The following is a 26,055-nucleotide window of genomic DNA, read 5'->3' on the forward strand; positions in this document are numbered from 1 at the left end:
ATGACACTCTCCAATTTCATGTTGGAAATGTGTCAACCATATTTAGGACGGTACATAGATATTAAAAAGGCCTCAGCTGAGGCCTTTTTCGATCTGTTCGCTCGGTTATGGATGACCGATTTACTTTAACCCGCGATACCGCCTTGAGTGAGTGTAGTTGGGTCAAGCAGTTTGCTGAGCTCTTCTCGGCTAAGATCGGTTTCTCTTTCTGCGACATCCAGAATTGGTAGGCCTTCTTTATAGGCTTTCTTGGCAATATCAGCCGCCTTCAAGTAGCCAATCACAGGGTTAAGTGCGGTCACCAGAATTGGATTCTTTGACAGTGCCAAATCGAGGTTGTCTTGGCGTACCATGAAGGTAGAAATTGCTTTATCAGCCAGTGCGACTGAACTGTTTGCTAACAACTCAATGCTTTCTAATACGTTATGAGCAATAACGGGCAGCATCACATTCAATTGGAAGTTACCCGATTGGCCTGCAATCGTAATGGTGGTGTCATTACCTATTACTTGAGCCGCCGCCATGGCTGCAGCTTCTGGAATTACAGGGTTTACCTTGCCAGGCATGATAGACGAGCCCGGTTGTAGAGCCTGCAACTCAATTTCCCCTAAGCCAGCCAACGGCCCTGAATTCATCCAGCGAAGATCGTTTGAGATCTTCATGATCGCAACTGCTGCAGTTTTGAGCTGACCTGACAGTGCAACGATCGCGTCTTGGCTGCTGAGGTTAAAAAAGAAGTTTTCACTCGAGGTAAAACTGATCTTTGTCGATTGAGACAGGTTACTTGCAAACTTATCGGCAAAGCGTGGGTCGGCATTGATCCCCGTACCAACCGCTGTGCCACCTTGAGCAAGCGCCTTGACTGCTGGCAAGCTGCTTTCTATCGCTTGCTTGGCATGTTCAATCTGAAATTTCCAACAACCAAGCTCTTGAGCAAAGGTAATCGGCATTGCATCCATTAGATGGGTACGGCCAGTTTTGACTACCTCAGCAAGTTCATGCTGTTTTACGGTAAGTGCCGCAGAAAGGTGGGTAAGTGCAGGCAGTAGCTTATTTTCTGCCATCAAAGCGACACTGACTTGAATTGCTGTTGGCACGACATCGTTACTGCTTTGCCCCATGTTTACGTGATCATTCGGGTTCACGTCTCCTTGCAGGCTTCTTGAAGCGAGTGTCGCAATCACTTCGTTAGCATTCATGTTGGAGCTTGTACCAGAACCGGTTTGGTAAACATCAATAGGGAATTGCTCGAGGTGTTTACCCTCAATGATCTCTTGGCTAGCTTCGGCTATCGCGTTGGCAATATCACCTTCTAATAAACCTAACTGAGCGTTGGTATCGGCGGCGGCCTGCTTAATCAGCGCCAGTGCTTGAATGAAACTGGCTGGCATCTTGTGCGAACTAAACGCGAAGTTATCCACGGCACGTTGAGTTTGTGCTTGATATAGCGCATCAGCAGGGACTTTAACTTCCCCCATGCTATCTTTTTCAATCCGAAATTGTAGGGTCATCTTCTATCCTTGTTAGCTAAGTGGGGCTTGGACTTGTTGTAGTGTTTGGCTGAGATTCAAGAAACGCGCTTGGCCTTGTGGCTGCTGGCAGTAGTGTCGTTTCAAATAAAATAGTGGTGAGTGAATAGAGTCTAGGCAGATATGACGAAAGGCGAAACTGCGTTCTGGAGACTCAATCGCTTCTATCAAATGGAAGAAAACTTGGCGCAGGTACAGCTCGCACAACAAGATGTTTTCTTGGGCGGCATGCTTTTCATAGTAAGCGGAAAGCGTGAGTGCACACTCGATGTAGTCTCGAATCACAAACGGCTCATGGCCTTGAACTTGCTCTAATGAAGCAAAGCGATCTTGTGCTTTGTAAAACCTCGAATAGAGACTCTGCTGTTCTTTCATCATTATTTGCATCTCTTCAATGGATGTTAATGATAATTATTATCAAATGAGATTTTAAAAACAACCCTTTGTTTATCTTTTTATAAAATGGAGGGGAAAAGAAAAAGCCGATACATGAAGTATCGGCTTTCTGGAGTCAGTACCTAATCCCTACAATGTAAGTACTGATTCTTTTTTGCTAAACATCTTTGTTTCGTTGTCGTGCTTAGTGGTCGTGAGCTTCACCAGCACCTTTCGGGTAACGAATGTTCTCAACCATCTCTTGTACATCTTCAGGAACTTCAGCGGTCACTTTGTTCACTGCAATTGATACTACGAAGTTTAGACACATACCTAGCGTACCGATGCCTTCTGGGCTGATACCAAACCACCAGTTTTCCGGTGTGCTTGCTGCTGGGTTAATGAACTTGAAGTAGATGATGTAGCTTGCTGTGAAGGCAATACCTGACAACATACCTGCAATTGCGCCTTCCTTATTCATCTTCTTGTAGAAGATACCTAGGATGATCGCTGGGAAGAAGGATGCTGCGGCTAAGCCGAAGGCAAACGCTACTACCTGTGCTACAAAGCCTGGTGGGTTAATACCCAAGTAACCTGCACCTACAATCGCGATCATGGCAGCTAAACGAGCGGCTAACAGCTCCTGCTTGTCGGTCATGTTTGGTCTGAAGCCTTTCTTCAACAAGTCATGTGAAATCGACGTTGAGATTACCAATAGTAAACCCGCGGCTGTTGATAGTGCTGCGGCTAAGCCACCGGCTGCAAGCAGTGCGACAACCCAGTTTGGTAGTTTTGCTAGTTCTGGAGAGGCCAGTACGATGATGTCACGGTTAATCTTCATCTCGTTGCGTTCATCGCCCGAGTAGAACATTTTGCCATCGCCGTTCTTATCTTCCCAACCAACTAGGCCAGTGCTTTCCCAGTTTTTGTACCAGCTTGGTGCTTCTGCTGCTGCGACACCTTGCATGTCTGGGCCGTTAATCGTTTCGATCATGTTTACACGAGCGAAGGCTGCAACGCCTGGCGCTGTTGTGTATAGCAATGAGATGAACAGTAGTGCCCAACCCGCTGAGATACGAGCATCACGTACTTTTGGTACCGTGAAGAAACGAATGATTACGTGTGGAAGACCGGCAGTACCTACCATTAGAGCTGCACAGATGAAGAATACATCTACCATGCTCTTGTTACCTTCGGTATAGGCTGTAAATCCGAGCTCTTCGGTTAGTCCATCCAGTTTATCAAGTAAGTATACATCTGTACCTGATAGCGTTGAGCCCATACCAACTTGTGGAAGTGGGTTACCTGTCATCATGATTGAGGTAAAGATTGCTGGAACAAGGAAGGCGAAAATGAGGACACAGAATTGAGCTACCTGCGTATAAGTGATGCCTTTCATGCCACCAAGCACTGCGTAGAAGAACACAATACCCATACCAATGATGATGCCTAGGTTAATATCAACTTCTAGGAAACGAGAGAATACAACGCCAACACCACGCATCTGGCCTGCAACGTACGTAAATGATACGAAGATTGCACAGAATACCGCTACCATACGTGCTGTTTTCGAGTAGTAACGTTCACCGATGAAATCAGGAACCGTAAACTGACCGAACTTACGTAGGTAAGGTGCTAAACATAGCGCAAGTAGTACATAACCACCTGTCCAACCCATGAGGTAAACCGCACCGTCGTAACCAACGAATGAGATGATACCTGCCATTGAGATGAATGATGCTGCCGACATCCAGTCAGCGGCTGTTGCCATGCCGTTTGCTACTGGGTGTACGCCGCCGCCAGCAACGTAGAATTCACTCGTTGTTCCAGCACGAGCCCAGATTGCGATGCCGATATAGACTGCGAAAGTAATACCGACGAGAATAAACGTCCAAGTTTGAATATCCATGTTCTAGCCTCTAGTCTTCCTGTACGTTGTATTTTTTGTCCAGCTTATTCATGCGAACAACGTAAATAAATATCAACGCCACGAAGGTATAAATTGAACCTTGTTGAGCGAACCAAAAACCTAGCTTAAATCCGCCAAATTGAATGGTATTTAGGACATCCACAAATAAGATGCCAGCGCCGTAAGACACCACAAACCATATTGCGAGTAGTGTTCCCATTATTCCCAAGTTTTCCTTCCAGTAGGCTTGAGCATGTTCCGTAGATTCGAACGCCATTGCCTTCTCCTTTATTCCGTTTTCGTAGAAACCGTTTTTGTGAAACCGTTTTGTAAAATAGCGTGTTAACGTAATGTTACGATTTAGAATGTAGCAAGGATAAGTCAAGGGATCTGTGCAACTTTAGTCGGGATGGTATTAGCGCTAATGTACTGAAATATGGGAGCTAGGAGACATAACCATAGAAAAATGCGATGTTACAGTATTGTTAAATTAGCCAAAGGTCTAACAAAGAGGGATGAATTAGAGTGCGAGTCATAAAATTTAACAACTAAATGACCGAGAAACTGTATTTAGCCCTGCTTATGACACGAAGCGAAACATAAGTTTGTTATAGTAACTACGGCACTTTCACCGACCGTGCCTTGCTAAACGGCAAAAGATCAACAGGCTTAAAGCTCGGATTTTATTCTTTGGGGGAACGAATTGGACGCAATAACCATTAACCACTTATTCTTGACTGGTGCCGTACTCATCGCCATCAGTGTACTTTTCTCACAAGTGTCCTCTCGATTGGGCGTTCCTATTCTTTTGATCTTTTTGTTCGTTGGTATGTTAGCGGGTGAAGATGGACCCGGTAATATTCATTTCGATGATTACTCACTGACCTACTTGGTGAGTAACCTTGCGCTTGCCGTGATTCTGTTGGATGGCGGTATGCGAACCAAGGTGGCGAGCTTCAAGGTCGCTTTCTGGCCTTCGCTCTCGCTGGCGACGATAGGTGTCGCATGTACAGCAACCTTAACCGGATTAATGGCGGCTTGGCTGTTTGACTTGTCATTAATGCAGGGCATCTTGGTCGGGGCGATTGTTGGTTCAACCGATGCGGCAGCGGTATTCTCTTTGCTGAAAGGACAGAGTCTCAATGAGCGTGTGGGTTCAACTCTAGAGATCGAATCAGGCACTAACGACCCAATGGCGGTCTTCCTGACGGTGACTTTAATTGCGCTGTTAGGTAACCCTGACGCTGAGATGGGAATGAACTTCCTACTGCAAAGTTTTGCGATGCAGTTTGGTATCGGTACTCTTGTTGGTATTGGCGGCGGCTGGGTTCTATGGAGCTTAATCAATCGAGTACAACTGGCTGATGGCCTTTACTCCATTCTGGTACTCAGTGGGGGCGTGGCTCTGTTTGCGTTCTCTAACATGCTTGGTGGTAGTGGCATCTTATCGATTTACCTAGTCGGTCTGTTCATTGGTAATCGTCCGACGCGCTCTCGACACTCTATCCTTAATGTTCTTGATGGCATGACGTGGCTAAGCCAGATCGTGATGTTCTTGGTGCTGGGGCTATTGGTTACACCATCGACATTGATGGACATTGCACTTCCTGCGTTAGCATTGGCTTTCGGTATGATCTTGTTTGCTCGCCCGTTGTCTGTTTGGTTGGGTTTACTGCCGTTCAGAAGCTTTACCACCAAAGAACGTTGGTTTGTTTCTTGGGTAGGTTTACGTGGCGCTGTGCCGATCATTTTGGCGGTGTTCCCGATGATGGCTGGCCTGCCCAATGCTCAGCTTTACTTCAATATCGCCTTCTTCGTGGTTATGGTTTCGCTGATTGTTCAGGGCGGTAGTTTGATGAAAGTGGCGAGGTTGGCTCAGGTGACCTTACCACCGACACCAACACCGATTTCTCGTACTGGCATGGAGATTTATCCGACCAGTGAGTGGGAGATGTTTGTCTACAAGCTGAAAGAGGAAAAGTGGTGTGTTGGTGAACCGCTTAAGCGTTTGTCTATGCCTGAAGGGACGCGAATTACGGCACTGTTTAGAAAAGATGCTTTGCTTCACCCATCGGGTAGCACCGTGTTAGAGGCGAACGATATTCTCTGTGTGCTTGGTCAAGATAAAGACCTAGATAGCTTAAGTGCGCTATTCAGTGAGGCTCCTCTAGCTGAAGAGGCCGCTCGATTCTTTGGTGATTTCTTCCTGGATGTCGAACTATCGGTTGCAGCGGTCAGTGATTGTTATGGTATTGAACTGGGCTCGGAAGAAGAGCGAGAAATGACGCTAAAACAATTGGCTGAGCGAGAGCTTGGTGCCCACCCTGTATTAGGCGATAGTTTTGTGTGGCATGACATTACTTGGGTGGTTGCAGAGATAGATGATCATAAAGTCGTCAGGTTGGGTTTATGTTTACCAAAGACGACTTTAGAAGAGAATTTAAGCGAAGCTTAGTTGTGGACTTCTTGTAGCAAGATAACTGCTTGAGTTCGGTTTTTCACATCCAGTTTACGGAAGATGGCTGTCATATGTGCCTTGATGGTCGCTTCCGAAACATTCAATTCATACGCGATTTGCTTGTTTAGCAAGCCGTCTGAAAGCATCCCTAGCACCTTGTATTGTTGAGGTGTCAGTGTGGAAAGCTTTTCCGCAAGGTCGCTACAGGCTGCATTATTGGTGATAAGCCCTTCAGGAAAGAACGGGTCGCCATTCAGCACTTGATTCAGTGCACTGACCAATTCACGCATATCACTCGACTTAGGAATGAAACCAAACGCACCGTGGCTTTTCACTTGAGTGACAACGCTGGCATCCTCGCTGGCTGATATCACCACAATCGGTAAATCTGGATATTCAGCACGCAGTTGAATTAAGCCCGACATCCCGTTTGCTCCCGGCATTTTAAGGTCGAGAAGCAACAGGTCGGGTTCATCTTCTTTTTTTAGTAGAGTCAGTAAGGCATCGAGAGAATCAGCCTCAAGCAGGTTCGCACCGCTGATAGCCATATGAACTGACTGAAACAGGGCGTTGCGAAAGAGAGGGTGGTCATCAGCAATGATGATGGTATAGGTCGAGTCCATGACGTTCATACTTTTAACAATTTAGTTAATATTTATTATCATCCTGATTGAGTATGTGGACAATATTTATGCATTAAAAGTCTGAACCATATCGACTTTTATCCCCAGAATAAGAAAGCGTTACTCTGAATAACAAAAAAGCCGCACTGCCATCTCGTTACGGAGGGGCGGTGCGGCTTTCGTTAGTGCTTGTATTTAGACGAATGTCGTCGCTATAGCTGGTGGTCTTGCATGTGTTTTAAGAATACATCGGCAGGCATAAAGCCCGTCACACGAGCATTTGGAACATGGTTACCCTTGCCGTCCCAGAACTCTATGGTTGGCAACCCGAGTACCTGCAATTGTTTAAGCAGTTCAATGTCTTGAGGCATGTTTCTCGTTACATCAGCCTGAAGCAGGACGAAATCAGAAAGCTTGTTCTCAACATCTGCTTGGTGGAAGGTGTACTTCTCAAACTCTTTACATGCCACACACCAATCGGCGTAGAAATCGAGCATCACTGGTTTGCCGAGTTTCTTGGCTTCGATGAGCTGGATTTCTAACTCTTCAACCGTGTTGACGCGGGCAAATTGGATTTGTTGCTCAACCACAACGCTCTTTTCTGCGAACCAGTAATTGAGTGCAGGTTGAGCTGATGCGAACAGGCCAAGCATCGCGATGATACCTACAGCGCTCTGTTTCCAACCACCGAATGGCAGTGCATTCTTGCTGTGGTAAAGCCAACCAAAGGCGATGAACCCAAGACCAGACCAAAGTACCGTTGCCCACAATTCAGGAATAATTCGCTCTAGCAGGAAGATAGGCGCTGCCAGCAAGATAAAGCCGAATACGATCTTCACCTTGTCCATCCAGCTGCCTGCTTTTGGTAGTAGCTTATTACCAAACACCGCAACCAAAATCAGCGGAATACCCATACCCATCGCTAACGCATACAGAGCGATCGCTCCGGTTAATAGGTCGCCACTTTGAGCCACATACAATAACGCGCCTGACAGTGGCGCTGTGGTACAAGGTGAACACACCAAGCCAGAGATAGCGCCCATTGCGAACACGCCCAAGGTATTACCACCTTGTTGTTTGTTGCTTTGGTTATTAAGCCAAGTTTGGATACTGCTTGGCAGTTGTAGGTTATAAACGCCGAACATCGACATCGCCAACGTCACGAACAGAACACTCAGCGCGATTAATACGTAAGGGTGTTGCATCGCAGCTTGGAACTGCATGCCAGCTGAAGCAACCACTAAACCCAATAAGGTGTAGGTCAGCGCCATGCCTTGCACGTAGATGAAGGACAGCATCAGCGCACGACCTTGGCTGAGCTTGCCGCCGCCTAATACGATACCGGTTAGGATTGGGTACATAGGCAGAACACACGGCGTAAAGGCTAAGCCAACACCGAGAGCTAAGAATAATAGTGGCGTCCACCAACTGTCACCCAGCTTATCGGCTAAGCCTGCTTCTTTTGAAACGGGAGCATTGGTTTGTTGAGTGGTATTGCTTGCTGCGTCAGCGGTAGGAGAAGAGGCTTGTACTGAATTGTCAGCTTCACCAGCAGCATCAGAAGAACCTTGTAAAGCACCACTGTTTTGCACATCACTGCTTTTCATATCCCCAGAACTCGTCGCAGTAAACGGTTCAATGTCGATTACTCGGATCTCTGGTGGGTAACAGAAACCAGCATCTGCACAGCCTTGATACTTAACGATCAGCTGTGAGCCATTTTGGTAACTCTGTAGAGGAACTTGCACGAATAACGGCTGAGTATAAATGCTCACCTCACCGAAGAATTCATCTTGGTGTGGTTGGCCATTTTCCATTTCAACATTGCCGATAGTGAGATTTTGGCCAGTGAACGAGAGGCTATGTTGATAGAGGTAGTAGCCCTCTTTTACTTGCCAGTCGAGAAGGACCTTGCCGTCTTGCTGGTAGTAATTGAAAGGGAAAGCTTGGTCTACAGGGACAAAACCGTTGTTATTGCCTCCGAAGCTTGGCTCGGCGTTGTCGTTTCCAAAAAGCGCCCACGCAGGCTGGGTGAACAGGGAAACACAAACAAAAAGTAATGTGGCAAGTCGTCGCATACTATTTAGTCATCAAAATGGAGTTGAAGGTATCTTAACTCAATCAGACCGTAATAGTTTGTGATTAGTTTCATCGGTAAACAAATATCCCCTAAGGCGGGTGGGCTATTTTCTGGGGCAGTCGAGAGAGTGTCAGTCGCTCAACATGAGTTGTCAGCTTTTGCCAATAAGACATTTAAGCCACTCCTAAGCGTGCTCTTACTACTTGTTCGCAAGCATCTATATTCGTGGTGTCTTTCGGAATAATTAGCACGGTGTCATTGCCGCCAACCGTACCGATAATCTCGGTATGTGGGTCGATATCGACTAATCTTGCGACCAACTGTGCGCAACCAGGGTTTGTTTTTACGATCACCATCGCTTGGTTGTGAGTAATTAATTCGATTTGTGATGAGATTGACGCATCGACACGCACAGGCGCGCTTTCAACCGTGATGCAGTAAACCTTTTTACCACAGGCATTCTGGATTTTGACAACACCGAGTTGTGACAAAATACGAGACACAGTCGACTGGCTAATGCCTGTATAACCAATGTCGACGAGTTTCTCTCGCAGCTGGTTCTGGGTCGAGAAGCTTTGCTGTTGTAGTAAGCGTTTGCACGCTGCGGTCAGTGTTTTATCTTCAGCTGAATACAAGCAACCGTGCTCAGTGATTTGGTTCATGAACAACTCCTTAAGGTCAACGTGTTGATATCGCTTGTCCATAGCGCAGAACGCACTCCCAAAGCCGTAGAGTACGATTGTTAATTAGGGCTTACCGATGAATCCCGAAATAAATAGGAAGGGTATGCGTGATGTATGATCTTCTATTCATCCAGTCTACCACTAAAGAATAGTTATCTTTTTGAAGGTGATCACCAAACAAAATTCTGGTTATTTGCTTTTTTTGTGGAGTTTTATTCTTTAGGTAAGTGGATATTTATTCCGGGTTAGGAATAAATATCCATGTAGTTTGAGCGGTTTCTTTTACGAAGGTAAGAGCGCTAAGGGCTAGCGTATTTCACTCATGATCTCGCGGGAGAATACTTTTTCACAATAGTGACATTTTAGTTGGACGTTTTCGTGTTTTAGCTGCACTTTAAAGCTACTTTCAACGGGTTCACCGTGCGAAATACAGTTGCTATTCGGGCAAGAGTACACACTGTTGATTTGGTCTGGCAGTACTAATGTTAGCTTATTAACCACCTTGTACTCTTCAATCTGATTTACCGTCGCTTGCGGCGCATACAGAGCCAATTGGTTGGCTTGTTCCTTGGTCAGAAAGATGTTCTCAATCTTGATCAGATCTTTATGACCAAGCGCAGATGATGGCAGATTCAATCCCATGGTGATGCGTTGTTCTGTTTTGTGTAGCTTAAACAGTTTAAGGATTTTGATACCAAGATGAGCAGGGATGTGGTCAATCACGCTGCCGTTACGGATCGCTTCTACTTGTAGCTGAGTTTGTTTAACCATGACTGTTTCTCCTGCTTATAAAGTGTCGTTAAGAACTAGGGCCAATAGGGCTTCGCGAGCGTATACACCGTTTTCAGCTTGTTCAAAGTAATAAGCGTGTGGCGTTTTATCTACGTCGGTTGTGATTTCATCGACGCGTGGTAATGGGTGAAGCACCTTCATGTTCTGGCGTGCATCTTTCAAGGTATCGGCCGTTAGAATGTAAGCCGACTTCATGTGCGCGTATTCTGACGCATCAAAGCGCTCTTTCTGTACGCGAGTCATGTACAGGACGTCCAATTCAGGCACCACTTCTTCAATGCTGCTGTGGGTGCTGTATTGGATGCCCATCTCTTCCAATTCTTCACAGATGTAATCAGGCATCGCTAACACTTCTGGCGCGATAAAGAAGAAACGCACGTTATTGAATTTTGATAGTGCTTGCGTCAAAGAGTGTACGGTACGGCCATATTTTAGGTCGCCGACGAAAGCCACATTGAGGTTATCGAGCGTGCCTTGCGTTTCGTAAATCGAGAACAGATCCAATAAGGTTTGCGTTGGGTGTTGGTTTGCACCGTCGCCACCATTCACAATTGGCACACCGTTAGAAAATTCAGAGGCCAAACGTGCTGCGCCTTCTTGTGGGTGACGCATCACAAAGGCATCCACGTAAGATGAAATAACTTGAACGGAATCGGCAAGTGTTTCGCCTTTTTTCGCCAGCGATGTGTTGCCGCCATTATCAAAGCCGATGACTGTGCCGCCAAGGCGTTGAACTGCGGTTTCAAATGAGAGGCGAGTTCGAGTTGAAGGCTCAAAGAAGCAGCTCGCAACGACTTTATTTTTCAGCAGCTCAGGGTTTGGTTCTGCTTTGAGTCTTGCTGCAGTATCGACGATAAGCTCCAGTTCATCACGAGATAGCTCTGGAATGGAGATGATGTGCTTGTTAAATAACGAATGCGCCATAACGGGTCTTCCTTTTTCTATGCATACAGTCAAATTGCGGACAAAAAAAAGCCCCCTAAAAATAGGAGGCTTCGAAATGATCAATAGAGCAAAATAAAAATGACACCAACGCCGTTCTAAGGCGTATTGGCTGACAATCATGTGCGAAAAAATTGCGGTTCATTTTTTGCTCTCTTAAGACAAATTGCGGAGGATTATACTCAGATAGAAAGGTCATGCAATACTTTCTGTAAAGTATTCATTTAATAGATTTTTATGCGAGATTACGTCCATTTTGAACTCCCATTTAAGTCTTTGTTGGGGCTAAGACTTACAGGGTTTTCCAGGAAATTATCTCTTCAACCGCATGAAAAAAAATGCGAGTTTTATTCAAGGTCAAAATCCCAAGAACGCCACCCGCATTTCCCTGTCATTGCACTTAACTTATCAACGTATTTCGAACAAGTGAGTGCCTAGCTTCTTAATTTTTAACGTCTTAACTGTTTAGTTTCTTAGTTTCTTAGTTTCTTAGGTAATTAGCTGCCTAATGTCGCAACCATTACTGCTTTGATGGTGTGCATGCGGTTTTCTGCTTCATCGAATACGATAGAGTATTCAGACTCAACCACTTCATCCGTCACTTCTACGCCATCTTTAAGCTGCGGATATTCAGCAGCAAGCTGTTTGCCGACAGTTGTATCTTCGCCGTGGAAAGCAGGTAGGCAGTGCATGAATTTCACATGTGGGTTGCCTGTTGCTTTGATCATGTCCATGTTGACTTGGTAAGGCATCATTAGGTTGATACGCTCAGCCCATGCTTCTTTTGCTTCGCCCATTGATACCCAAACGTCGGTGTATAGGAAGTCACAACCTTGCACGCCTTCTTGAACATCTTCTGTTAGCGTGATTTTGCCGCCAGTGTGTTCTGCGATTTCACGACATTGAGCTAATAGCTCTTCTTCTGGCCAGAATTGCTTTGGAGCAACGAGGCGAATGTCCATGCCCATTTTCGCAGCGCCAACCATTAGAGAGTTACCCATGTTGTTGCGAGCATCACCTAGGTAAGCAAACTTGATTTCATGCAGTTGCTTGCCACGGCCGTATTCCGTCATAGTTAGGAAGTCAGCTAGGATTTGTGTTGGGTGGAATTCGTCAGTCAGGCCATTCCAGACAGGAACGCCAGCGTAAGCGCCTAGCTCTTCAACGATTTCTTGACCAAAGCCGCGGTATTCGATGCCATCGTACATACGGCCTAGAACGCGAGCGGTGTCTTTCATTGATTCTTTGTGGCCAATTTGAGAGCCAGATGGGCCTAAGTAAGAAACTCGAGCACCTTGGTCGAATGCTGCTACTTCGAATGCACAGCGAGTACGAGTTGAGGTTTTTTCAAAGATAAGCGCAATGTTTTTGCCAGTCAGTGTTGGCTGTTCGTAACCGTTGTACTTCGCTTTTTTTAGCTCCATAGAAAGATCTAACAAGTGTTGAATTTCGCGTGGAGTGAAATCTAGTAGTTTTAGGAAGTTACGATTGCGTAGGTTAAAAGCCATGATGTATTCCTTCTTAGATTTAGGCGCTTCCTTGTTACAGGGAAATAAAATTCAAGAAAGCGCGATTCAATTTTTAGTTAAAGTTGTTCGGTTTTGTTTGTTTCGTTTGATTCTGTTTTCGCAAGCTTTAAAAGCTTTCAAGACTTAAGGTTCTCAAGCTTTAAGTTTTTCAAGATGATAAAGCTCGCTAGTGCATTAACCTTTGGTGATATTGGTGCCCGCTTGGCCTTGCAGGATTTGCAAACCATCTTCGAGTGCGCCGATACCAACTACTTTGCCGCCTTGTTGAATGAACTCGCAGGATGCTTCAATTTTTGGCCCCATTGAGCCTGCATCAAATGTAAACTTCGCCAATTCACTTGGTGTAGTACTGCGCAGTGCGTGTTGAGTCGGTTTGCCCCAATCAAGGTATACAGCGTCAGCATCGGTCAGAATAAGTAGTGCATCCGCATCCAATTGTTTCGCCAAGAAAGCCGCTGACATGTCTTTGTCGATAACCGCTTCAACGCCGACTAATTTGCCATTTTCTTTTTTCACTGGGATACCACCACCGCCAGTACAAATTACGAGGTGACCTGCATCGATAAGTTGAGTGATCGCTTCGTGTTCAACAATGCCAGTAGGGCGTGGGCTTGGCACTACTCGACGGAAATGTTGCCCGTCTGGTTTTACGATCCAGTGGAATTTCTCCGCTAACTCACGCGCTTCTGCTTCTTCGTAGATCGGGCCAATTGGCTTAGTTGGATCTGCGAATGCAGGATCGTTTGGATCAACGGTCATTTGCGTCAACATGCATGAGATGTTGCGGTCAGGCAGGTAGTTTTTGAACTCTTGCATCAGCATGTAGCCGATCATGCCTTGAGTCTCACTGCCCAATACATCCAATGGATACGGGTTTACTTTTTTGTACTCCAAACCTTGCAGAGCAAGTAAGCCAACTTGTGGACCATTACCGTGCACTAGAACCACGTTGTACACTTTCGCGATTTCAGAGATGGTTTTAACAGCCGTTTCAATATTACGGCGTTGAACATCGGCTTCTAACGGCTCACCGCGACGAAGTAGGGCATTACCGCCGAGTGCAACAACAACAGTTTGCTTAGTCATAATTGTGTTCTCTCATTTTGGCCAAGTTGAGATTATTTAAGGTCGTTCAACTTGGCCGTTTCGTCTTAGTGATTAGATACCATCACGCTCAATTGGGCAGCTCATGCAGCGTGCACCACCGCGACCGCGACCAAGTTCGTCTCCTGGAATCGGAAGAACCGTGATGCCTGCTTTGTCGTATTTTTCGTTGGTGTATGTGTTGCCTTCGTAGCCAATAACAACGCCAGGTTTAACCGTTAGAACGTTGTTTGCATCGTTCCACTGCTCACGTTCTGCATGGAAGTTGTCGCCACCCGTTGTGATTAGGTTTAGCTTGTCTACGCCAAGTGCTTTCTCGATAGCTGTTACGAAGTAGCCTTCTTCTTTCACTTTCACTGCGCCTGACTCATCGCCAGTTAGGTTCCAGCACTGCACGTCTTTACTTACCACTTCAGGGTAAACAGAGAACGTATCTTCGTTCATGTGAGTCATCACGGTGTCTAAGTGCATGCAAGAACGGTGTTTTGGTAGCTGCATTGCGATAACTTGTGTCGCTTGACCGTGTTTGAATAGGCTAGACGCTAAGTGTTCAACACCTTGTGCTGTTGTACGCTCAGACATACCGAGAAGAACCGCGCCACGGCCGAGAACAAGAACGTCACCACCTTCGATTGTTGAGTTGTCGTAGTTGATGTTTTCTTCATCACCGAAGTATTTAATGAAGTCTTCGCCTGCGAATGTTGGGTGCCAGCGGTAAATAGCGCGAACGTGGTTTGTTTCACGTTGACGAGCAGGTTTCGCCATCGGGTTGATAGATACGCCACCGTATACCCAGCAAGATGTGTCACGAGTAAATAGGTGGTTTGGTAGAGGTTCGATAATGAAGTCAGTTGGTGCGTGCATGCCTTGCATCATTGAAGATGATTTCATTGGCATTTCAGCGTAAGACAGACCGCCCGTTAGGATTTTTGCTAGCTCTAAGTTTGGTAAGTCGCCCAAGTAGCAGCGCACATCATTAGCGAATGTTTTACCCAAACGGTAATCAGATACCTGGCAGCTTAGTAGCCAGTCTTTCGCTTCTGGCACTGCTAGTGTGTCTGCTAGTAGGTCAGTAAGAAGAAGAACTTCAACACCCTGATCACGTAGCGTTTTAGTAAATGCGTCATGCTCTTTACCTGCGCGCTCAACAGCCAGTACGTCATCAAATAGTAAATCGTGACAGTTAGAGGGTGTTAGGTGAGTCAGTGCGCGTCTTGGGCGGTGAACTAGAACACGGCGCAATTGACCTATTTCAGAACCTACATAGAACTTACTCATGATCGTCTCTCTCTTATATATTTGAATTACTTTTATCGCTAAGAGTAATTATTTATTTTCAGTGGAGAATAATGAATTATTTTATTCATATCTCTTGTCTGGAATTAATACTACGCCTGCTACTCAGGTATTCTTAGAGATCTATCACAAATCGTTTTTTATCCCGCAGCCCTTTAAAATTAAGGGTTTTAACAAACTTTATGCACTTTTAGTCATGACGATTACATTCTAAATAGTTAGCTGTTAGGGAACTTTATGCACGCTTTTTTGATGAACCTTCCTAGAATTAAAATTGTTAGGGATTATATGCATAATAGTTTTATTGATAAGAATGTACTTAGCTTGGAAGTATGCAAAGTTTCTATTTAGATATTTAATTTTGGATGTGAAATTAATTATTTATTAACAAAATAAATGCGAATAAAGCTGTTGTGGTCACACTTTATAATTGGTTTTTTTAAGCCAGTTTTCTAAAAAAATAGCATTTATTTCCCCTTTGGTTATTACAAGGTGAATAACTTTAAATATAATTAACGTTAATAAATGACTAAATATCTTTATAAACATAATGGAGAGGAATGGATTATTTTTTATTAGCCTTAACATCAATATTAAAACGTTGATTTACGCTTTGTCGAAGGTGTCCTTGGGTTGTTTAAGGTTGGCTGATGAGGTTGGCTATAGAGAGGCTTAAAATAGAGTGTGTGCAGCTCGTGAGGTTGTTTTGGGACTGGCTCTGAGGGAGATAGCAATAAAAAAGCCGCTAAGAAAGCGGCTTTGAACGAGAAGGTGGTGTGTAGGTTTTAGATAAGCGCACCAATACTTAGTACAACGATGCAGAACACCATCAAGATTCCGATTAATGGCATCACCCATTTAACCCAGCGCACGTAAGGGACACGAGCAATCGCCAAGCCGCCCATTACCACTGCAGAGGTTGGAGTGATTAAGTTGACCAAGCCAGATGCAGATTGGTAAGCGGTGATAACAAGGTCACGACCTACGCCAGCAAAATCGGCTAATGGCGCCATGATTGGCATAGTCAGCACTGCTAGACCAGAGGTCGAAGGTACTAAGAATGACAGTAGAATTTCTAAGAAGAACATCACGTTAATGAAGACAACTGAAGAAAGGCCAGTCACCATTTGTTCTGCTGAGAAAAGAATAGTGTCGGTGATCATACCGCGGTCCATTACGACTACGATACCACGTGCGATACCTATGATAAGCGCAACGCCCAGTAGGTCTCGAGCACCGTCAATGAAGCTAGTTGTGAACTCTTCCTCGCTCATGCGAGACACAATACCGACAATAATAGTCGCTGCTAAGAACATCGCGGAGATCTCTGCCATCCACCATCCAGCAACGGATACACCGTAAATCATGACAGCGAAAGAGCCACCAAAAATGGCCAGGATCAGTTTGCGAGTCGCGGTGAACTCCAGTTTTTCACCACTTGCGTTGCCAAGGAAGTGCGCTTTGTTCTCTTCGTATTTGTCGTAAACAATCGATGTTGTTGGATCGGCTTGTACCATTCTTGCGTAGCGCATGACGTAGGCGACACAGATACCCCAACCAATAATCAGCATTCCAATACGCAGCGCGATACCGTCGGTAAATGGAATACCAGAGGCGTTGGCAGCAATAACGGTCGCGAATGGGTTAATGGTAGAGCCTAGCACCCCAATGCCTGCGCCAAGCAATACCGTCGCAGCCGCAACTAGAGGGTCAAAGCGAGCTGCCATCATTACTGGTACTAGTAATGTATAGAATGGCAGTGATTCTTCCGCCATGCCGTAGACAGTACCACCTGCGGCAAACAGTGCCATCAGTATTGGTATCATCAACTCTTCTCGCCCTTCTAAGCGGGCGGTAACGCGCTCGATGCCAGCATCAATGGCACCTGTTTTGGTTACTAGTCCTAAGAAGCCACCAATGATTAAGATGAACAGCGAAACGTCGATAGCCGCTGCTTCATAGCTATTGTGGTCGTAGAAGCCATCAATAGGCGCTAGCAGTACATCAATCACGCCTTGAGGGTTACCTTCTACCGCTTGATAGGTTCCGGTTACGGGTACTTCTCGGCCTAGCTCTTCATTCATTGCACGGTCGTATTGGCCTGCTGGAACAATCCAGGTAAGCAGAGCGACGAACGCAATCAGAATAAATAGAATGGTGTAGGCAGAAGGAAATTTAAAGTTGGCAAAGAAGCCGCCCTTTTTTTTCTCGCTTGGTATCGTTTGAGTTGTCATGGCTATCTCCTTACATCATCTTAAATAGAAGTGATGTGAATTAGCGACTAATGATTTATAGATTGTAAATACATGGACACTTATAAAGCACTCAACGATATAAAGTTGCTGACTTTAAATTAAGGTTATTTTTATATTTATCAATCCAAATGAATTTAGATTTAATTTAGCTGCGGTTATTTTATTCCTTACCTAACTATTTAAGTTTGGTGCTGTTCACAAAAATAGTGGCCAATAAGATGGCTTGAAAATGGCATAAAAACAGCAAGGTTTTTTGGTTAGTTAGTTTGGATTAATATTCGATGTGGATTAGATGAAAGCGAGGGGAGATTGATTTGGTAAGTGTTGTTATTAGTTGGGTTGAATAATCCTGGAATTTTATTCAAACTTTATTTTTAGTTGGTTTTTGAATTTTATAACGGTTATTTGACGTGTATCAAATAACACATTGAGCAGAAAACAAAAAAGGAAGCCGAAGCTTCCTTTTTTAGTTTAGAACATTAGTGATTACTAGATGAATAGGCCGCCAAATGCGAAGCCGAGTGCAACCGCTGTACTGATTGTTACCACACCAGGAATGAAGAATGGGTGATTAAATACGTACTTACCAATACGCGTTGAGCCTGTGTCATCCATCTCAACCGCTGCCAGTAGCGTAGGGTAAGTTGGAAGTACGAACAGTGCACTTACTGCAGCAAAAGAAGCCACGGCTGTTAGTGGTGCTACGCCAATCGCTAGAGCTGCAGGCATTAGTGCAACTGTTGTTGCGCCTTGAGAGTAAAGCAGCATAGAAGCGAAGAACAAAACAAGAGCCAGCATCCATGGGTAGTCAGCCAGCAGAGCACCTGCTACGTCTTTGATCTCAGCAACGTGTGCGTTTACAAACGTTGAACCTAACCAAGCTACACCAAGTACACAAACACACGCTGTCATACCAGAGCGGAATGTTGGCGCTGAAGAAATCTTCGCAGCATCAATCTTAGTGAACATCACGATAGCCGCTGCTGCTGCTAGCATCACAGACATGATCGCTTCGTTACGACCAAGCGCTGGGTTTTCAATTAGGCCAACAGAGCTAGAGATAGCCGCTGCGTAGCAAACCACGAAACCAATCGCTGCTAGGAAGATGTACGTTGCTCTCTTCGCTGTTGGTAGAATTTCACGTTTCTCTTCTGTCGCCAGTTTGATTAGACCTTTCTCTAGACGTTCTTGGTAAACAGGATCGTCTTTCAGTTCGCTACCCATGTAGTTAGCAACAACCGCACCAACCATACAAGCGATGAAGGTTGTTGGGATACAAACCATCAATAGCGTTAGGTAATCAACACCAAAGGGTGCCAGCATTGCTGCGAAAGCGACAACGGCAGCCGAGATTGGCGAAGCTGTGATAGCAATTTGAGAGGCTACAACTGCGATAGACAGTGGACGGGAAGGACGAACACCTTGGCCTTTCGCTACTTCTGCGATTACAGGAAGCGTAGAGAATGCTGTGTGACCAGTACCGGCCATTAGTGTCATTACAAAGGTCACAATCGGCGCGTAAAAGGTGATGCGTTCAGGGTGTTTACGCAAAAAGTTTTCTGCAATTTGTACCAACCAGTCCATACCGCCAGCAACCTGCATAGCAGCAATTGCGGTGATAACCGACATGATGATCAAGATTACGTCGATCGGGATGAAAGACTGGCTTGTTGGAACGCCAAGAATCAGTGAAAGGGCAATAACACCAGCACCACCGGCAAAACCAATACCGATACCGCCAATTCTGGCCCCCAAAAAGATAAAGAGCAGGACGACAAATAGTTCTACTGCAATCATAAGTAACACCTCATTTTAGATTTTATTATGTGAACATTCGCCGCTGGAATGTTCACATAATAGTTCTATGGTTTAGATTCTATTTCGCAAAAGTGCAACCAATAGAAATCCACAAAATTAACATGGTTAACCGTATTGGAGCCTAAAAAAGGGCTCCGTTTGGAGCCCTTTTTCGCTAACGTTATTCGTAGCGTTTTGCTTTATACTGAGGATGCATCAAATTTTCAACAGAGAAAATGTCATCAAGTTCTTCTTCGGTTAATAACCCGCGTTCTAGAACTACATCACGAACGCTTTTACCTGTTTCAGCACAGATCTTACCAACAACATCACCCTCGTGGTGGCCAATGTATGGGTTTAGGTAAGTGACGATACCGATAGAGTTAAATACGTGAGATTCACACACTTCTTTGTTCACAGTAATGCCGTCTACACACTTGTCGCGTAGGTTCACACATGCGTTTGTTAGAATGTCTAGAGACTCAAACATGCTTTGTGCGATAACAGGTTCCATTACGTTCAGTTGAAGCTGACCGCCTTCTGCCGCGAAAGAAACCGTGTTGTCGTTACCTAGAACTTTAAAGCAAACTTGGTTTACTACTTCAGGCACAACTGGGTTTACTTTAGCTGGCATGATTGAAGAGCCAGCTTGCAGTTCAGGTAGGTTTAGTTCGTTAAAGCCAGTGCGTGGGCCTGAAGAAAGAAGACGTAAGTCGTTACAAATCTTAGACAGTTTAACCGCTAGGCGCTTAAGTGCACCGTGCGTCATTACGTATGCGCCACAGTCAGATGTTGCTTCGATAAGATCTTCAGCCGCTACACACTCTAGGCCAGTTACTTCCGCTAGGTGTTTAACTGCTAGGCCTTGGTAACCCGGAGCTGCATTCAGACCTGTACCGATAGCCGTTGCGCCTAGGTTAACTTCAAGCAATAGCTTTGAAGTGTATTCTAGGTTTTTGATTTCTTCGTTGATGGTTACAGCCCAAGCGTGGAACTCTTGGCCAACCGTCATAGGTACTGCATCTTGAAGTTGAGTACGACCCATCTTCAGGATTGTGTTGAATTCTTGGCTCTTAAGCTCGAATGCACCTTTTAGGTATTCGATAGCGTCAATCAGTTTACGAACGCTGTTGTAAACTGAGATACGGAAACCCGTAGGGTAAGCACAGTTAGTTGATTGGCTGCGGTTTACATGGTCATTTGGGTTTATGAACTCATATTGGCCTTTTTCTTTGCCCATAAGTTCAAGAGCCACGTTTGCCACTACTTCGTTAGCATTCATGTTTACAGAAGTACCAGCACCACCTTGGAATACATCCGATGGGAACTGATCCATGCACTTACCAGTGTCTAGAATGAGGTCACAAGCTTCGATGATGTATTTAGCTACTTCGCTTGGGATTACACCTAACTCTTTGTTTGCTAAAGCCGCTGCTTTCTTTGTCATCACCATACCGCGAACGAATTCAGGTACATCTGAGATCGTTACATTTGAGATGTTGAAGTTTTCAACTGCGCGTAGAGTGTGGATGCCGTAGTAAGCATCAGCCGGAACATGACGTTGACCTAGTAGATCTTCTTCGAGACGAGTAGCTTGAGGAGCTTCAACTTGAGCTTCTGATAGATTAGCCATAACAGGATCCTTAGAGAATTATTCTGATTATATAGTTAGTTATTAGCCTATTCTGTGTGCAAATACTCCGTTCGCTAGAATATTGGGCTGATAAATCCGTCCTGACTTATGTGGCACATGATACTGTACTTAGCGCATAAAAATATTAAGTTGATCACCTTTTTCGGTTTTGTTTCGTCAATATTTTGCAAAGTTATTCTCGGTCAATAAACACGCTTATTTACAGGATAAATTTGAGATTGATAGGGCTTTCAGCGTAAACTGGATGTAACAAAGGAGGGCGTGTGTTTCCTATCTTATTATTACTATTTATCTTCGTACCCATCATTGAGATTGGGCTATTTATTCAAGTTGGTGGCTTCTTAGGATTGTGGCCAACTATTGCGTTGGTTTTGATTACTGCATTTGTTGGTGCATCGCTTGTTCGTAGCCAAGGCATTCAAACACTTATGTCTGTGCAAGGTCGATTACAACAAGGCGAAATGCCAGCACAACAGATTCTTGAAGGCGTGATGCTTGCGGTTGCTGGTGTATTGCTGCTGACTCCTGGCTTTATGACGGACGCACTCGGTATGTTGGTATTGCTACCAGCACCAAGAGCGATGATTGCTAAGAAAATGATGGAAAAAATGGTGGTGACCAATATGTCTGGCGGTTTCCATGCGGGTGGACAGGCTGGTTTTGGTCAGAGTCCATTTGGACAAGACCCATTCAATCGCGACCCATCAGATCAATCAAAAGACGGCAACACCTTTGAGGGTGAATTTGAGAAGAAAGACGATGACAACGATCGTAACCGCTTAAACTAATCCGTTTTTTCTCTCTTCTTTATATAGAGGGAAAAACAGAAAAGGCTCTTACCTTTATCCTTCGCAAGAAAGTGATAATGGTAAGAGCCTTTTTTATTGCTAGCAGGGGGTGAGCGTTCGGTTATACCGCGCCTTCAAAGCCCATTTGTCGCCACGCTTCGAATGCAATAATAGCAACCGCGTTAGATAGGTTGAGGCTACGCGCATCTGGCATCATTGGAATACGAATGCGTTGTTCCATTGGCATGCTTTCGATGAACTCTGCAGGCAGGCCACGTGTCTCAGGGCCAAACATCAACACATCACCTTGTTGGAATTTCGCATCCACGTGGTGACCTGTGGTCTTTGTCGTGCAAGCAAAGATGCGGAAGTCACCCTCGCGTTCATTCTCTAGATACTCAAGAAAGGCTTCTAGGTTCTTGTGACGCTTAACACGCGCTAGATCGTGGTAATCCAAGCCAGCACGACGAACTTTCTTCTCTTCAAAATCAAAGCCAAGCGGCTCAATCAGGTGCAGGTTTGCGCCGCAGTTAGCACATAGGCGGATGATGTTACCCGTATTGGGCGCAATTTCAGGTTCGTATAGAGCGATATCAAACATGTTGGTTCACAAGAATAATCAAAGATAGCCAGAGTATACGGTGGCAAGCTGAGTGAGTACAGTTCACCACCATTGGCTTACGCTTTATTCGCGAGTGCTTGTGCGTAGTTTTCAGAAACCGCATTCCAATTCACCACGTTCCACCATGCATTGATGTAATCAGGGCGACGGTTTTGGTAGCTGATGTAGTAGGCGTGTTCCCAGACATCCAGTGCAAGAATCGGCTCACCGTTGCTGGCGATGGTATCCATCCACGGGTTGTCTTGGTTTGAGGTCGAGATGATTTTCAGTTGTCCTTCTTCTACTACCAACCAAGCAAAGCCTGAACCGAAGGTATTGATTGCCGCTTGAGCGAACTGATCTTGGAACGTCTCGAAATCTCCGAAAGTACTTTGGATCGCGTCGCCAAGTTTACCTGCCGGTTCACCCCCGCCATCTTGAGCCATGCAGTTCCAATATAAAATATGGTTGTAGTAACCGCCGCCATTGTTGCGAACGGCAGGGCTGTGCTGAGAGATGTTAGCGAAGATCTCGGTCAGAGATTGCTGCTCAAGTTCACTGCCAGAAATCGCCGCAACAAACTTATCGTAGTAGGTTCTATGGTGCTTGCTGTAATGCACTTCCATCGTCTTAGCGTCAATGTAAGGTTCTAGGGCGTCGTAGGCGTAGGGTAGAGCAGGAAAAGAGTGTGACATGGTAAATCCTCCTTAATTAGAGGACTTACCATAATGATAATGGAAATCATTATCAACTGTGATCTTTGTGGGGGTATTACACTGGCAGGATAGGCAGGGTGATTTTGAGTTGTAATCCACCGAGCTGGCTACGGCTTGCAGTGATGGTTCCGCTGTGTTGACGAATCGCACTCTCTGTAATGGTAAGCCCAAGCCCTGTGCCGCCGGAGTTACGATCACGAGCGGTTGAAACGCGGTAGAAAGGCCTAAAGATTGAATCCAGTTCGTCATCAGGCACACCATCGCCATTATCATTGACGCAAATCGTTAGCCGATCTTGGACAACATCGAATTGCACATCGACTTGGTCTTTACCGTAGTAGATAGCATTGCGCGTAATATTGTCCAAGGCACTCATCAGTAGCTTAGGGTTACCCGAAATAGAACGCTCTGGGATCTCCGAAAACGTCAGTAATTTACCCATCTGTTCAGCTTCAAATTCTGCATCTTTTAAGATCTCTTCCCATAAGCTCGAAATAGGTTGAACCTCACGAGTAATGTGGCTGTCGACCTGCATGCGTGATAGCGTCAGTAGTTCACTGATCATTTGCTCTAATCGCTGAGCTTCCATATCGATACGTTCTAACTCTTGGCTCTCACCTTGTTTACGAATCGCCAGTGCATTCGCCATGCGTAGGCGGGTCAATGGCGATCGTAGCTCGTGTGAGATATCAGAAAGTAGGCGTTGTTGCCCCGAAATCATCTGATTAACCGCTTCGACCATCTGGTTAAAGCTCTCACCCGCTTGTCTGAATTCTGAGGTGCCTTTTTCGAGTGTGGGATCGACCTCAAACTGACCTTTCGCCACACGTTGCGCTGCGCGTTCAAGTCTACGAGCAGGTTGGCTCAATGCCCAAGCTAACCATAATAGCAGTGGGGTACTTGCTAGCATTACCGCAAGCAAGAGCTGTAAAGGTCTATCAAATAAGCGCAGCAAAAATGGAGGAGGTTGATTCCACTTTACTCCGGCGTACATCAACAGTTCTTCACCTGCGAGTGTAATCGGCACTGGCCCTGCTACCATGTAATGTCCGTATAACTTTTGCTTGGGTAATTCAGGGTTATCTATCGAGGTAACAAAATTACGAATCGCTTTAAGTTTGTAATTTGAGTGTCTTTTCGATGTAAGGACTGCGCCTTCAAGGTCGGTTAGGTAAATACGAGCACGAGAATCCTTGCGGCTACGCGGTGCCTCAAGTTGGAACACTATTTTTCCCAGGTTAGATTCTTTGGCGTAGCGCTTTTCTGTGAATTTAGCGATACGTTCGAGTTTATCGAGATGATCGGCAGGCACATCGCGCGCCACTCGCGGGTCTAAATGGGGAAGTGACAGTACCGACAAAAGCACCAGTAACATGGTGAACCAAAAGATAGCAAAGATACGTCCATATAAGCTGGTGATTTTAGGTATACGCATTAATCTTCCTCTACCAATAAGTAGCCACGGCCTCGTAAGGTTTTGATGCGAGATTTACCGTCACTGCGTTCTGGGATTTTTTTACGTAGGTTGGATATGTGCATGTCTATCGCACGGTCAAATGCTGCAAGCCTTTTGCCCAGCACATCCAAACTCAACGCTTCCTTGGTGATCACTTGCCCTGGGTTCTGGATTAGGTGACTCAGCAAAGCGAACTCGGTGGTGGTAAGATCGATAAGCTGGCCATTACAATAAGCTTCTTGCTTGCCGGGGAACACTTCAATGTCTTGATATTGAATCTTATCACTGGCTGCTTTAGGAGCGGTGTTGATCTGCGTTCTACGTAAGATGGCACGAATACGAGCGAGCAGCTCTCGGTCACTGAAAGGCTTTGGCAAGTAATCATCTGCGCCAAGCTCAAGGCCAATAACACGGTCGATCTCTTCACCTTTAGCTGTCAGCATCAGTACTGGCGTTTCCCAATTTTCTCTTAGTTTCTTTAGCGTTTCCATACCGTTAAGGCGCGGCATCATCACGTCCAAAAGAATCAAATCTATCTCATCATTGATAGCTTCCAACCCCGCATAGCCGTCGTTGGCTTCGGAAACAGTGAATCCCTCAAAGCTCAGTATGTCTTTAAGTAAGCCGGTTAGCTCGGTGTCGTCATCAATAAGAAGAATGTTCGCCATTGGGAAGCCTTAATCAGTTGTTTATAGGTTAATAATACTGCTAATTATTCGTCAACTTTCACTCTTTACGATTCTTTACGCTTTCTAAACGTCGCTTTACGAGGGAAAGACTAATCTATATCTAAGCGCTGAAAACAAACGCAACACATGACTGATTATACCGAATTGAGGCAAAAATTATGAAAATGACTAAGAAACTTGTACTAGTAGCTGCGGCACTTCCACTTATGTTAGGTACTGCAAGCGCGTTCGCATATGGCGGTGGCGATAAAGGTGACCACAAAGGCATGCACGGCAAGTGTGGCGGCTTTGACAAAAAAGTGATGCGCCAACTGGATCTGACGGATGCTCAAAAAGCAGAGCTAAAAGAGATGCGTGAAGCGAACCGTGCTGAAATGAAAGCAAAACATTCAGGTAATAAAGCGGACAAGATGGCGCAGATGAAAGCGCACCACGAGAAAGTTCAAGATTTAATTCTAGCCGATACCTTTGATGAAGCGGCGGCAAACGACCTAGCAAGCCAAATGGTAGAGAAGCAAACAGAGCGTCGTTTAACCATGCTGAAGAAGCAACATCAAATGATGAGCGTGCTAACACCTGAACAGAAGACTCAACTGAAAGAAATCCAGCAAGATAGCATGGCTAAATGTGCGGACAAAATGGAAAAACGCATGAACAAAGATAAGTAATTCATGGTTTGAAAAAGCTGAATTGATTGAAAGTGTTTAGAAAGAAGCGGCCTAGTGCTAATGCCGATCAGTTAAAGCCAAAGTGATCGGTTGAAGGATCCTTCCGAGCTG

The 26,055-nt window shown here is 45.3% G+C and carries 22 protein-coding genes; 3 read left to right on the top strand and 19 right to left on the bottom strand.

Annotated features, from left to right (window positions below; all coding sequences use genetic code 11):
- Positions 1-125: 125 nt before the first annotated feature.
- The 4 genes from AB6C75_RS17255 to AB6C75_RS17270 form a co-directional block, all read right to left on the bottom strand.
- Positions 126-1,511, bottom strand: a complete 1,386-nt coding sequence (locus AB6C75_RS17255) for a class II fumarate hydratase (RefSeq protein ID WP_372108390.1) — start codon at positions 1,509-1,511, stop codon at positions 126-128.
- A gap of 12 nt (positions 1,512-1,523) precedes the next feature.
- Positions 1,524-1,907, bottom strand: coding sequence for a hypothetical protein (locus AB6C75_RS17260; RefSeq protein WP_372108392.1), 384 nt, complete (start codon positions 1,905-1,907; stop codon positions 1,524-1,526).
- 202 nt (positions 1,908-2,109) lie between these two features.
- Positions 2,110-3,813 (bottom strand): sodium:solute symporter family protein, encoded by a 1,704-nt coding sequence (locus tag AB6C75_RS17265; RefSeq protein ID WP_009844700.1) that lies wholly within the window; start codon positions 3,811-3,813, stop codon positions 2,110-2,112.
- Between the two features lie 10 nt (positions 3,814-3,823).
- The gene (locus AB6C75_RS17270; protein WP_004729726.1) at positions 3,824-4,090 is read right to left on the bottom strand and encodes a DUF4212 domain-containing protein; all 267 of its coding nucleotides are present in this window, start codon (positions 4,088-4,090) and stop codon (positions 3,824-3,826) included.
- 426 nt (positions 4,091-4,516) lie between these two features.
- On the opposite strand from AB6C75_RS17270, the gene AB6C75_RS17275 reads away from it, so the two are divergent.
- Positions 4,517-6,268 carry a potassium/proton antiporter gene (locus AB6C75_RS17275; RefSeq protein ID WP_372108394.1) on the top strand — a complete coding sequence of 584 codons (1,752 nt, stop codon included), beginning with the start codon at positions 4,517-4,519 and terminating at the stop codon, positions 6,266-6,268.
- Here AB6C75_RS17275 and AB6C75_RS17280 read toward each other — a convergent pair.
- From AB6C75_RS17280 to aspA, 11 genes are all read right to left on the bottom strand, one after another.
- Positions 6,265-6,894, bottom strand: coding sequence for a response regulator transcription factor (locus AB6C75_RS17280; RefSeq protein ID WP_012604978.1), 630 nt, complete (start codon positions 6,892-6,894; stop codon positions 6,265-6,267). The genes AB6C75_RS17275 and AB6C75_RS17280 overlap by 4 nt on opposite strands.
- Before the next feature lie 212 nt (positions 6,895-7,106).
- Positions 7,107-8,972, bottom strand: a complete 1,866-nt coding sequence (locus AB6C75_RS17285) for a protein-disulfide reductase DsbD (RefSeq protein ID WP_372108396.1) — start codon at positions 8,970-8,972, stop codon at positions 7,107-7,109.
- 175 nt (positions 8,973-9,147) lie between these two features.
- A complete protein-coding gene (locus AB6C75_RS17290) occupies positions 9,148-9,636 on the bottom strand; it encodes an arginine repressor (protein ID WP_009844705.1) in 489 nt (162 codons plus the stop codon).
- Between the two features lie 327 nt (positions 9,637-9,963).
- Positions 9,964-10,428, bottom strand: coding sequence for an aspartate carbamoyltransferase regulatory subunit (gene pyrI / locus AB6C75_RS17295; protein WP_009844706.1), 465 nt, complete (start codon positions 10,426-10,428; stop codon positions 9,964-9,966).
- Between the two features lie 15 nt (positions 10,429-10,443).
- Complete coding sequence (gene pyrB / locus AB6C75_RS17300; RefSeq protein WP_004729720.1) at positions 10,444-11,373, bottom strand: aspartate carbamoyltransferase; 930 nt, start codon at positions 11,371-11,373, stop codon at positions 10,444-10,446.
- Between the two features lie 515 nt (positions 11,374-11,888).
- Entirely contained in the window at positions 11,889-12,899 is a 1,011-nt protein-coding gene (locus AB6C75_RS17305) for an ornithine carbamoyltransferase (RefSeq protein WP_009844707.1), read from the bottom strand.
- 195 nt (positions 12,900-13,094) lie between these two features.
- Positions 13,095-14,006, bottom strand: coding sequence for a carbamate kinase (gene arcC, locus AB6C75_RS17310; protein ID WP_009844708.1), 912 nt, complete (start codon positions 14,004-14,006; stop codon positions 13,095-13,097).
- A 72-nt stretch (positions 14,007-14,078) separates the two neighbouring features.
- Entirely contained in the window at positions 14,079-15,302 is a 1,224-nt protein-coding gene (gene arcA / locus AB6C75_RS17315; RefSeq protein ID WP_372108398.1) for an arginine deiminase, read from the bottom strand.
- Positions 15,303-16,105: 803 nt separating this feature from the next.
- Positions 16,106-17,554: a YfcC family protein gene (locus AB6C75_RS17320; protein WP_012604975.1), complete on the bottom strand. Its 1,449-nt coding sequence runs from the start codon at positions 17,552-17,554 to the stop codon at positions 16,106-16,108.
- A 510-nt stretch (positions 17,555-18,064) separates the two neighbouring features.
- Positions 18,065-19,372: an anaerobic C4-dicarboxylate transporter gene (locus AB6C75_RS17325; protein ID WP_009844713.1), complete on the bottom strand. Its 1,308-nt coding sequence runs from the start codon at positions 19,370-19,372 to the stop codon at positions 18,065-18,067.
- Between the two features lie 181 nt (positions 19,373-19,553).
- Positions 19,554-21,005 (bottom strand): aspartate ammonia-lyase, encoded by a 1,452-nt coding sequence (gene aspA, locus AB6C75_RS17330; protein WP_009844714.1) that lies wholly within the window; start codon positions 21,003-21,005, stop codon positions 19,554-19,556.
- Between the two features lie 284 nt (positions 21,006-21,289).
- On the opposite strand from aspA, the gene AB6C75_RS17335 reads away from it, so the two are divergent.
- On the top strand, positions 21,290-21,814 hold the full coding sequence (locus AB6C75_RS17335; protein ID WP_012604974.1) for an FxsA family protein: 525 nt from the start codon (positions 21,290-21,292) through the stop codon (positions 21,812-21,814).
- Between the two features lie 121 nt (positions 21,815-21,935).
- On the opposite strand, the gene trmL is transcribed toward AB6C75_RS17335, so the two are convergent.
- The 4 genes from trmL to AB6C75_RS17355 form a co-directional block, all read right to left on the bottom strand.
- Positions 21,936-22,415, bottom strand: coding sequence for a tRNA (uridine(34)/cytosine(34)/5-carboxymethylaminomethyluridine(34)-2'-O)-methyltransferase TrmL (trmL, locus tag AB6C75_RS17340; protein WP_009844716.1), 480 nt, complete (start codon positions 22,413-22,415; stop codon positions 21,936-21,938).
- 77 nt (positions 22,416-22,492) lie between these two features.
- Complete coding sequence (locus AB6C75_RS17345) at positions 22,493-23,110, bottom strand: superoxide dismutase (RefSeq protein ID WP_012604973.1); 618 nt, start codon at positions 23,108-23,110, stop codon at positions 22,493-22,495.
- A 76-nt stretch (positions 23,111-23,186) separates the two neighbouring features.
- The gene (gene cpxA / locus AB6C75_RS17350; protein WP_017096534.1) at positions 23,187-24,566 is read right to left on the bottom strand and encodes an envelope stress sensor histidine kinase CpxA; all 1,380 of its coding nucleotides are present in this window, start codon (positions 24,564-24,566) and stop codon (positions 23,187-23,189) included.
- Positions 24,566-25,255: a response regulator gene (locus tag AB6C75_RS17355; RefSeq protein WP_009844719.1), complete on the bottom strand. Its 690-nt coding sequence runs from the start codon at positions 25,253-25,255 to the stop codon at positions 24,566-24,568. Before AB6C75_RS17355 ends, cpxA begins: the two co-directional genes overlap by 1 nt.
- Positions 25,256-25,434: 179 nt before the next feature.
- On the opposite strand from AB6C75_RS17355, the gene AB6C75_RS17360 reads away from it, so the two are divergent.
- Complete coding sequence (locus tag AB6C75_RS17360; RefSeq protein WP_372108402.1) at positions 25,435-25,944, top strand: CpxP family protein; 510 nt, start codon at positions 25,435-25,437, stop codon at positions 25,942-25,944.
- The last annotated feature ends 111 nt before the right edge of the window (positions 25,945-26,055 follow it).

The organism is Vibrio sp. 10N.237.312.B06, assembly GCF_041464685.1.
Taxonomy (GTDB): Bacteria; Pseudomonadota; Gammaproteobacteria; order Enterobacterales; family Vibrionaceae; genus Vibrio; species Vibrio tasmaniensis_A.

What these genes read in the sequence shown, in the direction of transcription:
- AB6C75_RS17255 (WP_372108390.1), bottom strand. Translation starts at nt 1,511, where the DNA reads ATGACCCTACAATTTCGGATTGAAAAAGATAGCATGGGGGAAGTTAAA.
- AB6C75_RS17260 (WP_372108392.1), bottom strand. Translation starts at nt 1,907, where the DNA reads ATGATGAAAGAACAGCAGAGTCTCTATTCGAGGTTTTACAAAGCACAA.
- AB6C75_RS17265 (WP_009844700.1), bottom strand. Translation starts at nt 3,813, where the DNA reads ATGGATATTCAAACTTGGACGTTTATTCTCGTCGGTATTACTTTCGCA.
- AB6C75_RS17270 (WP_004729726.1), bottom strand. Translation starts at nt 4,090, where the DNA reads ATGGCGTTCGAATCTACGGAACATGCTCAAGCCTACTGGAAGGAAAAC.
- AB6C75_RS17280 (WP_012604978.1), bottom strand. Translation starts at nt 6,894, where the DNA reads ATGGACTCGACCTATACCATCATCATTGCTGATGACCACCCTCTCTTT.
- AB6C75_RS17285 (WP_372108396.1), bottom strand. Translation starts at nt 8,972, where the DNA reads ATGCGACGACTTGCCACATTACTTTTTGTTTGTGTTTCCCTGTTCACC.
- AB6C75_RS17290 (WP_009844705.1), bottom strand. Translation starts at nt 9,636, where the DNA reads ATGAACCAAATCACTGAGCACGGTTGCTTGTATTCAGCTGAAGATAAA.
- pyrI (WP_009844706.1), bottom strand. Translation starts at nt 10,428, where the DNA reads ATGGTTAAACAAACTCAGCTACAAGTAGAAGCGATCCGTAACGGCAGC.
- pyrB (WP_004729720.1), bottom strand. Translation starts at nt 11,373, where the DNA reads ATGGCGCATTCGTTATTTAACAAGCACATCATCTCCATTCCAGAGCTA.
- AB6C75_RS17305 (WP_009844707.1), bottom strand. Translation starts at nt 12,899, where the DNA reads ATGGCTTTTAACCTACGCAATCGTAACTTCCTAAAACTACTAGATTTC.
- arcC (WP_009844708.1), bottom strand. Translation starts at nt 14,006, where the DNA reads ATGACTAAGCAAACTGTTGTTGTTGCACTCGGCGGTAATGCCCTACTT.
- arcA (WP_372108398.1), bottom strand. Translation starts at nt 15,302, where the DNA reads ATGAGTAAGTTCTATGTAGGTTCTGAAATAGGTCAATTGCGCCGTGTT.
- AB6C75_RS17320 (WP_012604975.1), bottom strand. Translation starts at nt 17,554, where the DNA reads ATGACAACTCAAACGATACCAAGCGAGAAAAAAAAGGGCGGCTTCTTT.
- AB6C75_RS17325 (WP_009844713.1), bottom strand. Translation starts at nt 19,372, where the DNA reads ATGATTGCAGTAGAACTATTTGTCGTCCTGCTCTTTATCTTTTTGGGG.
- aspA (WP_009844714.1), bottom strand. Translation starts at nt 21,005, where the DNA reads ATGGCTAATCTATCAGAAGCTCAAGTTGAAGCTCCTCAAGCTACTCGT.
- trmL (WP_009844716.1), bottom strand. Translation starts at nt 22,415, where the DNA reads ATGTTTGATATCGCTCTATACGAACCTGAAATTGCGCCCAATACGGGT.
- AB6C75_RS17345 (WP_012604973.1), bottom strand. Translation starts at nt 23,110, where the DNA reads ATGTCACACTCTTTTCCTGCTCTACCCTACGCCTACGACGCCCTAGAA.
- cpxA (WP_017096534.1), bottom strand. Translation starts at nt 24,566, where the DNA reads ATGCGTATACCTAAAATCACCAGCTTATATGGACGTATCTTTGCTATC.
- AB6C75_RS17355 (WP_009844719.1), bottom strand. Translation starts at nt 25,255, where the DNA reads ATGGCGAACATTCTTCTTATTGATGACGACACCGAGCTAACCGGCTTA.
- AB6C75_RS17360 (WP_372108402.1), top strand. Translation starts at nt 25,435, where the DNA reads ATGAAAATGACTAAGAAACTTGTACTAGTAGCTGCGGCACTTCCACTT.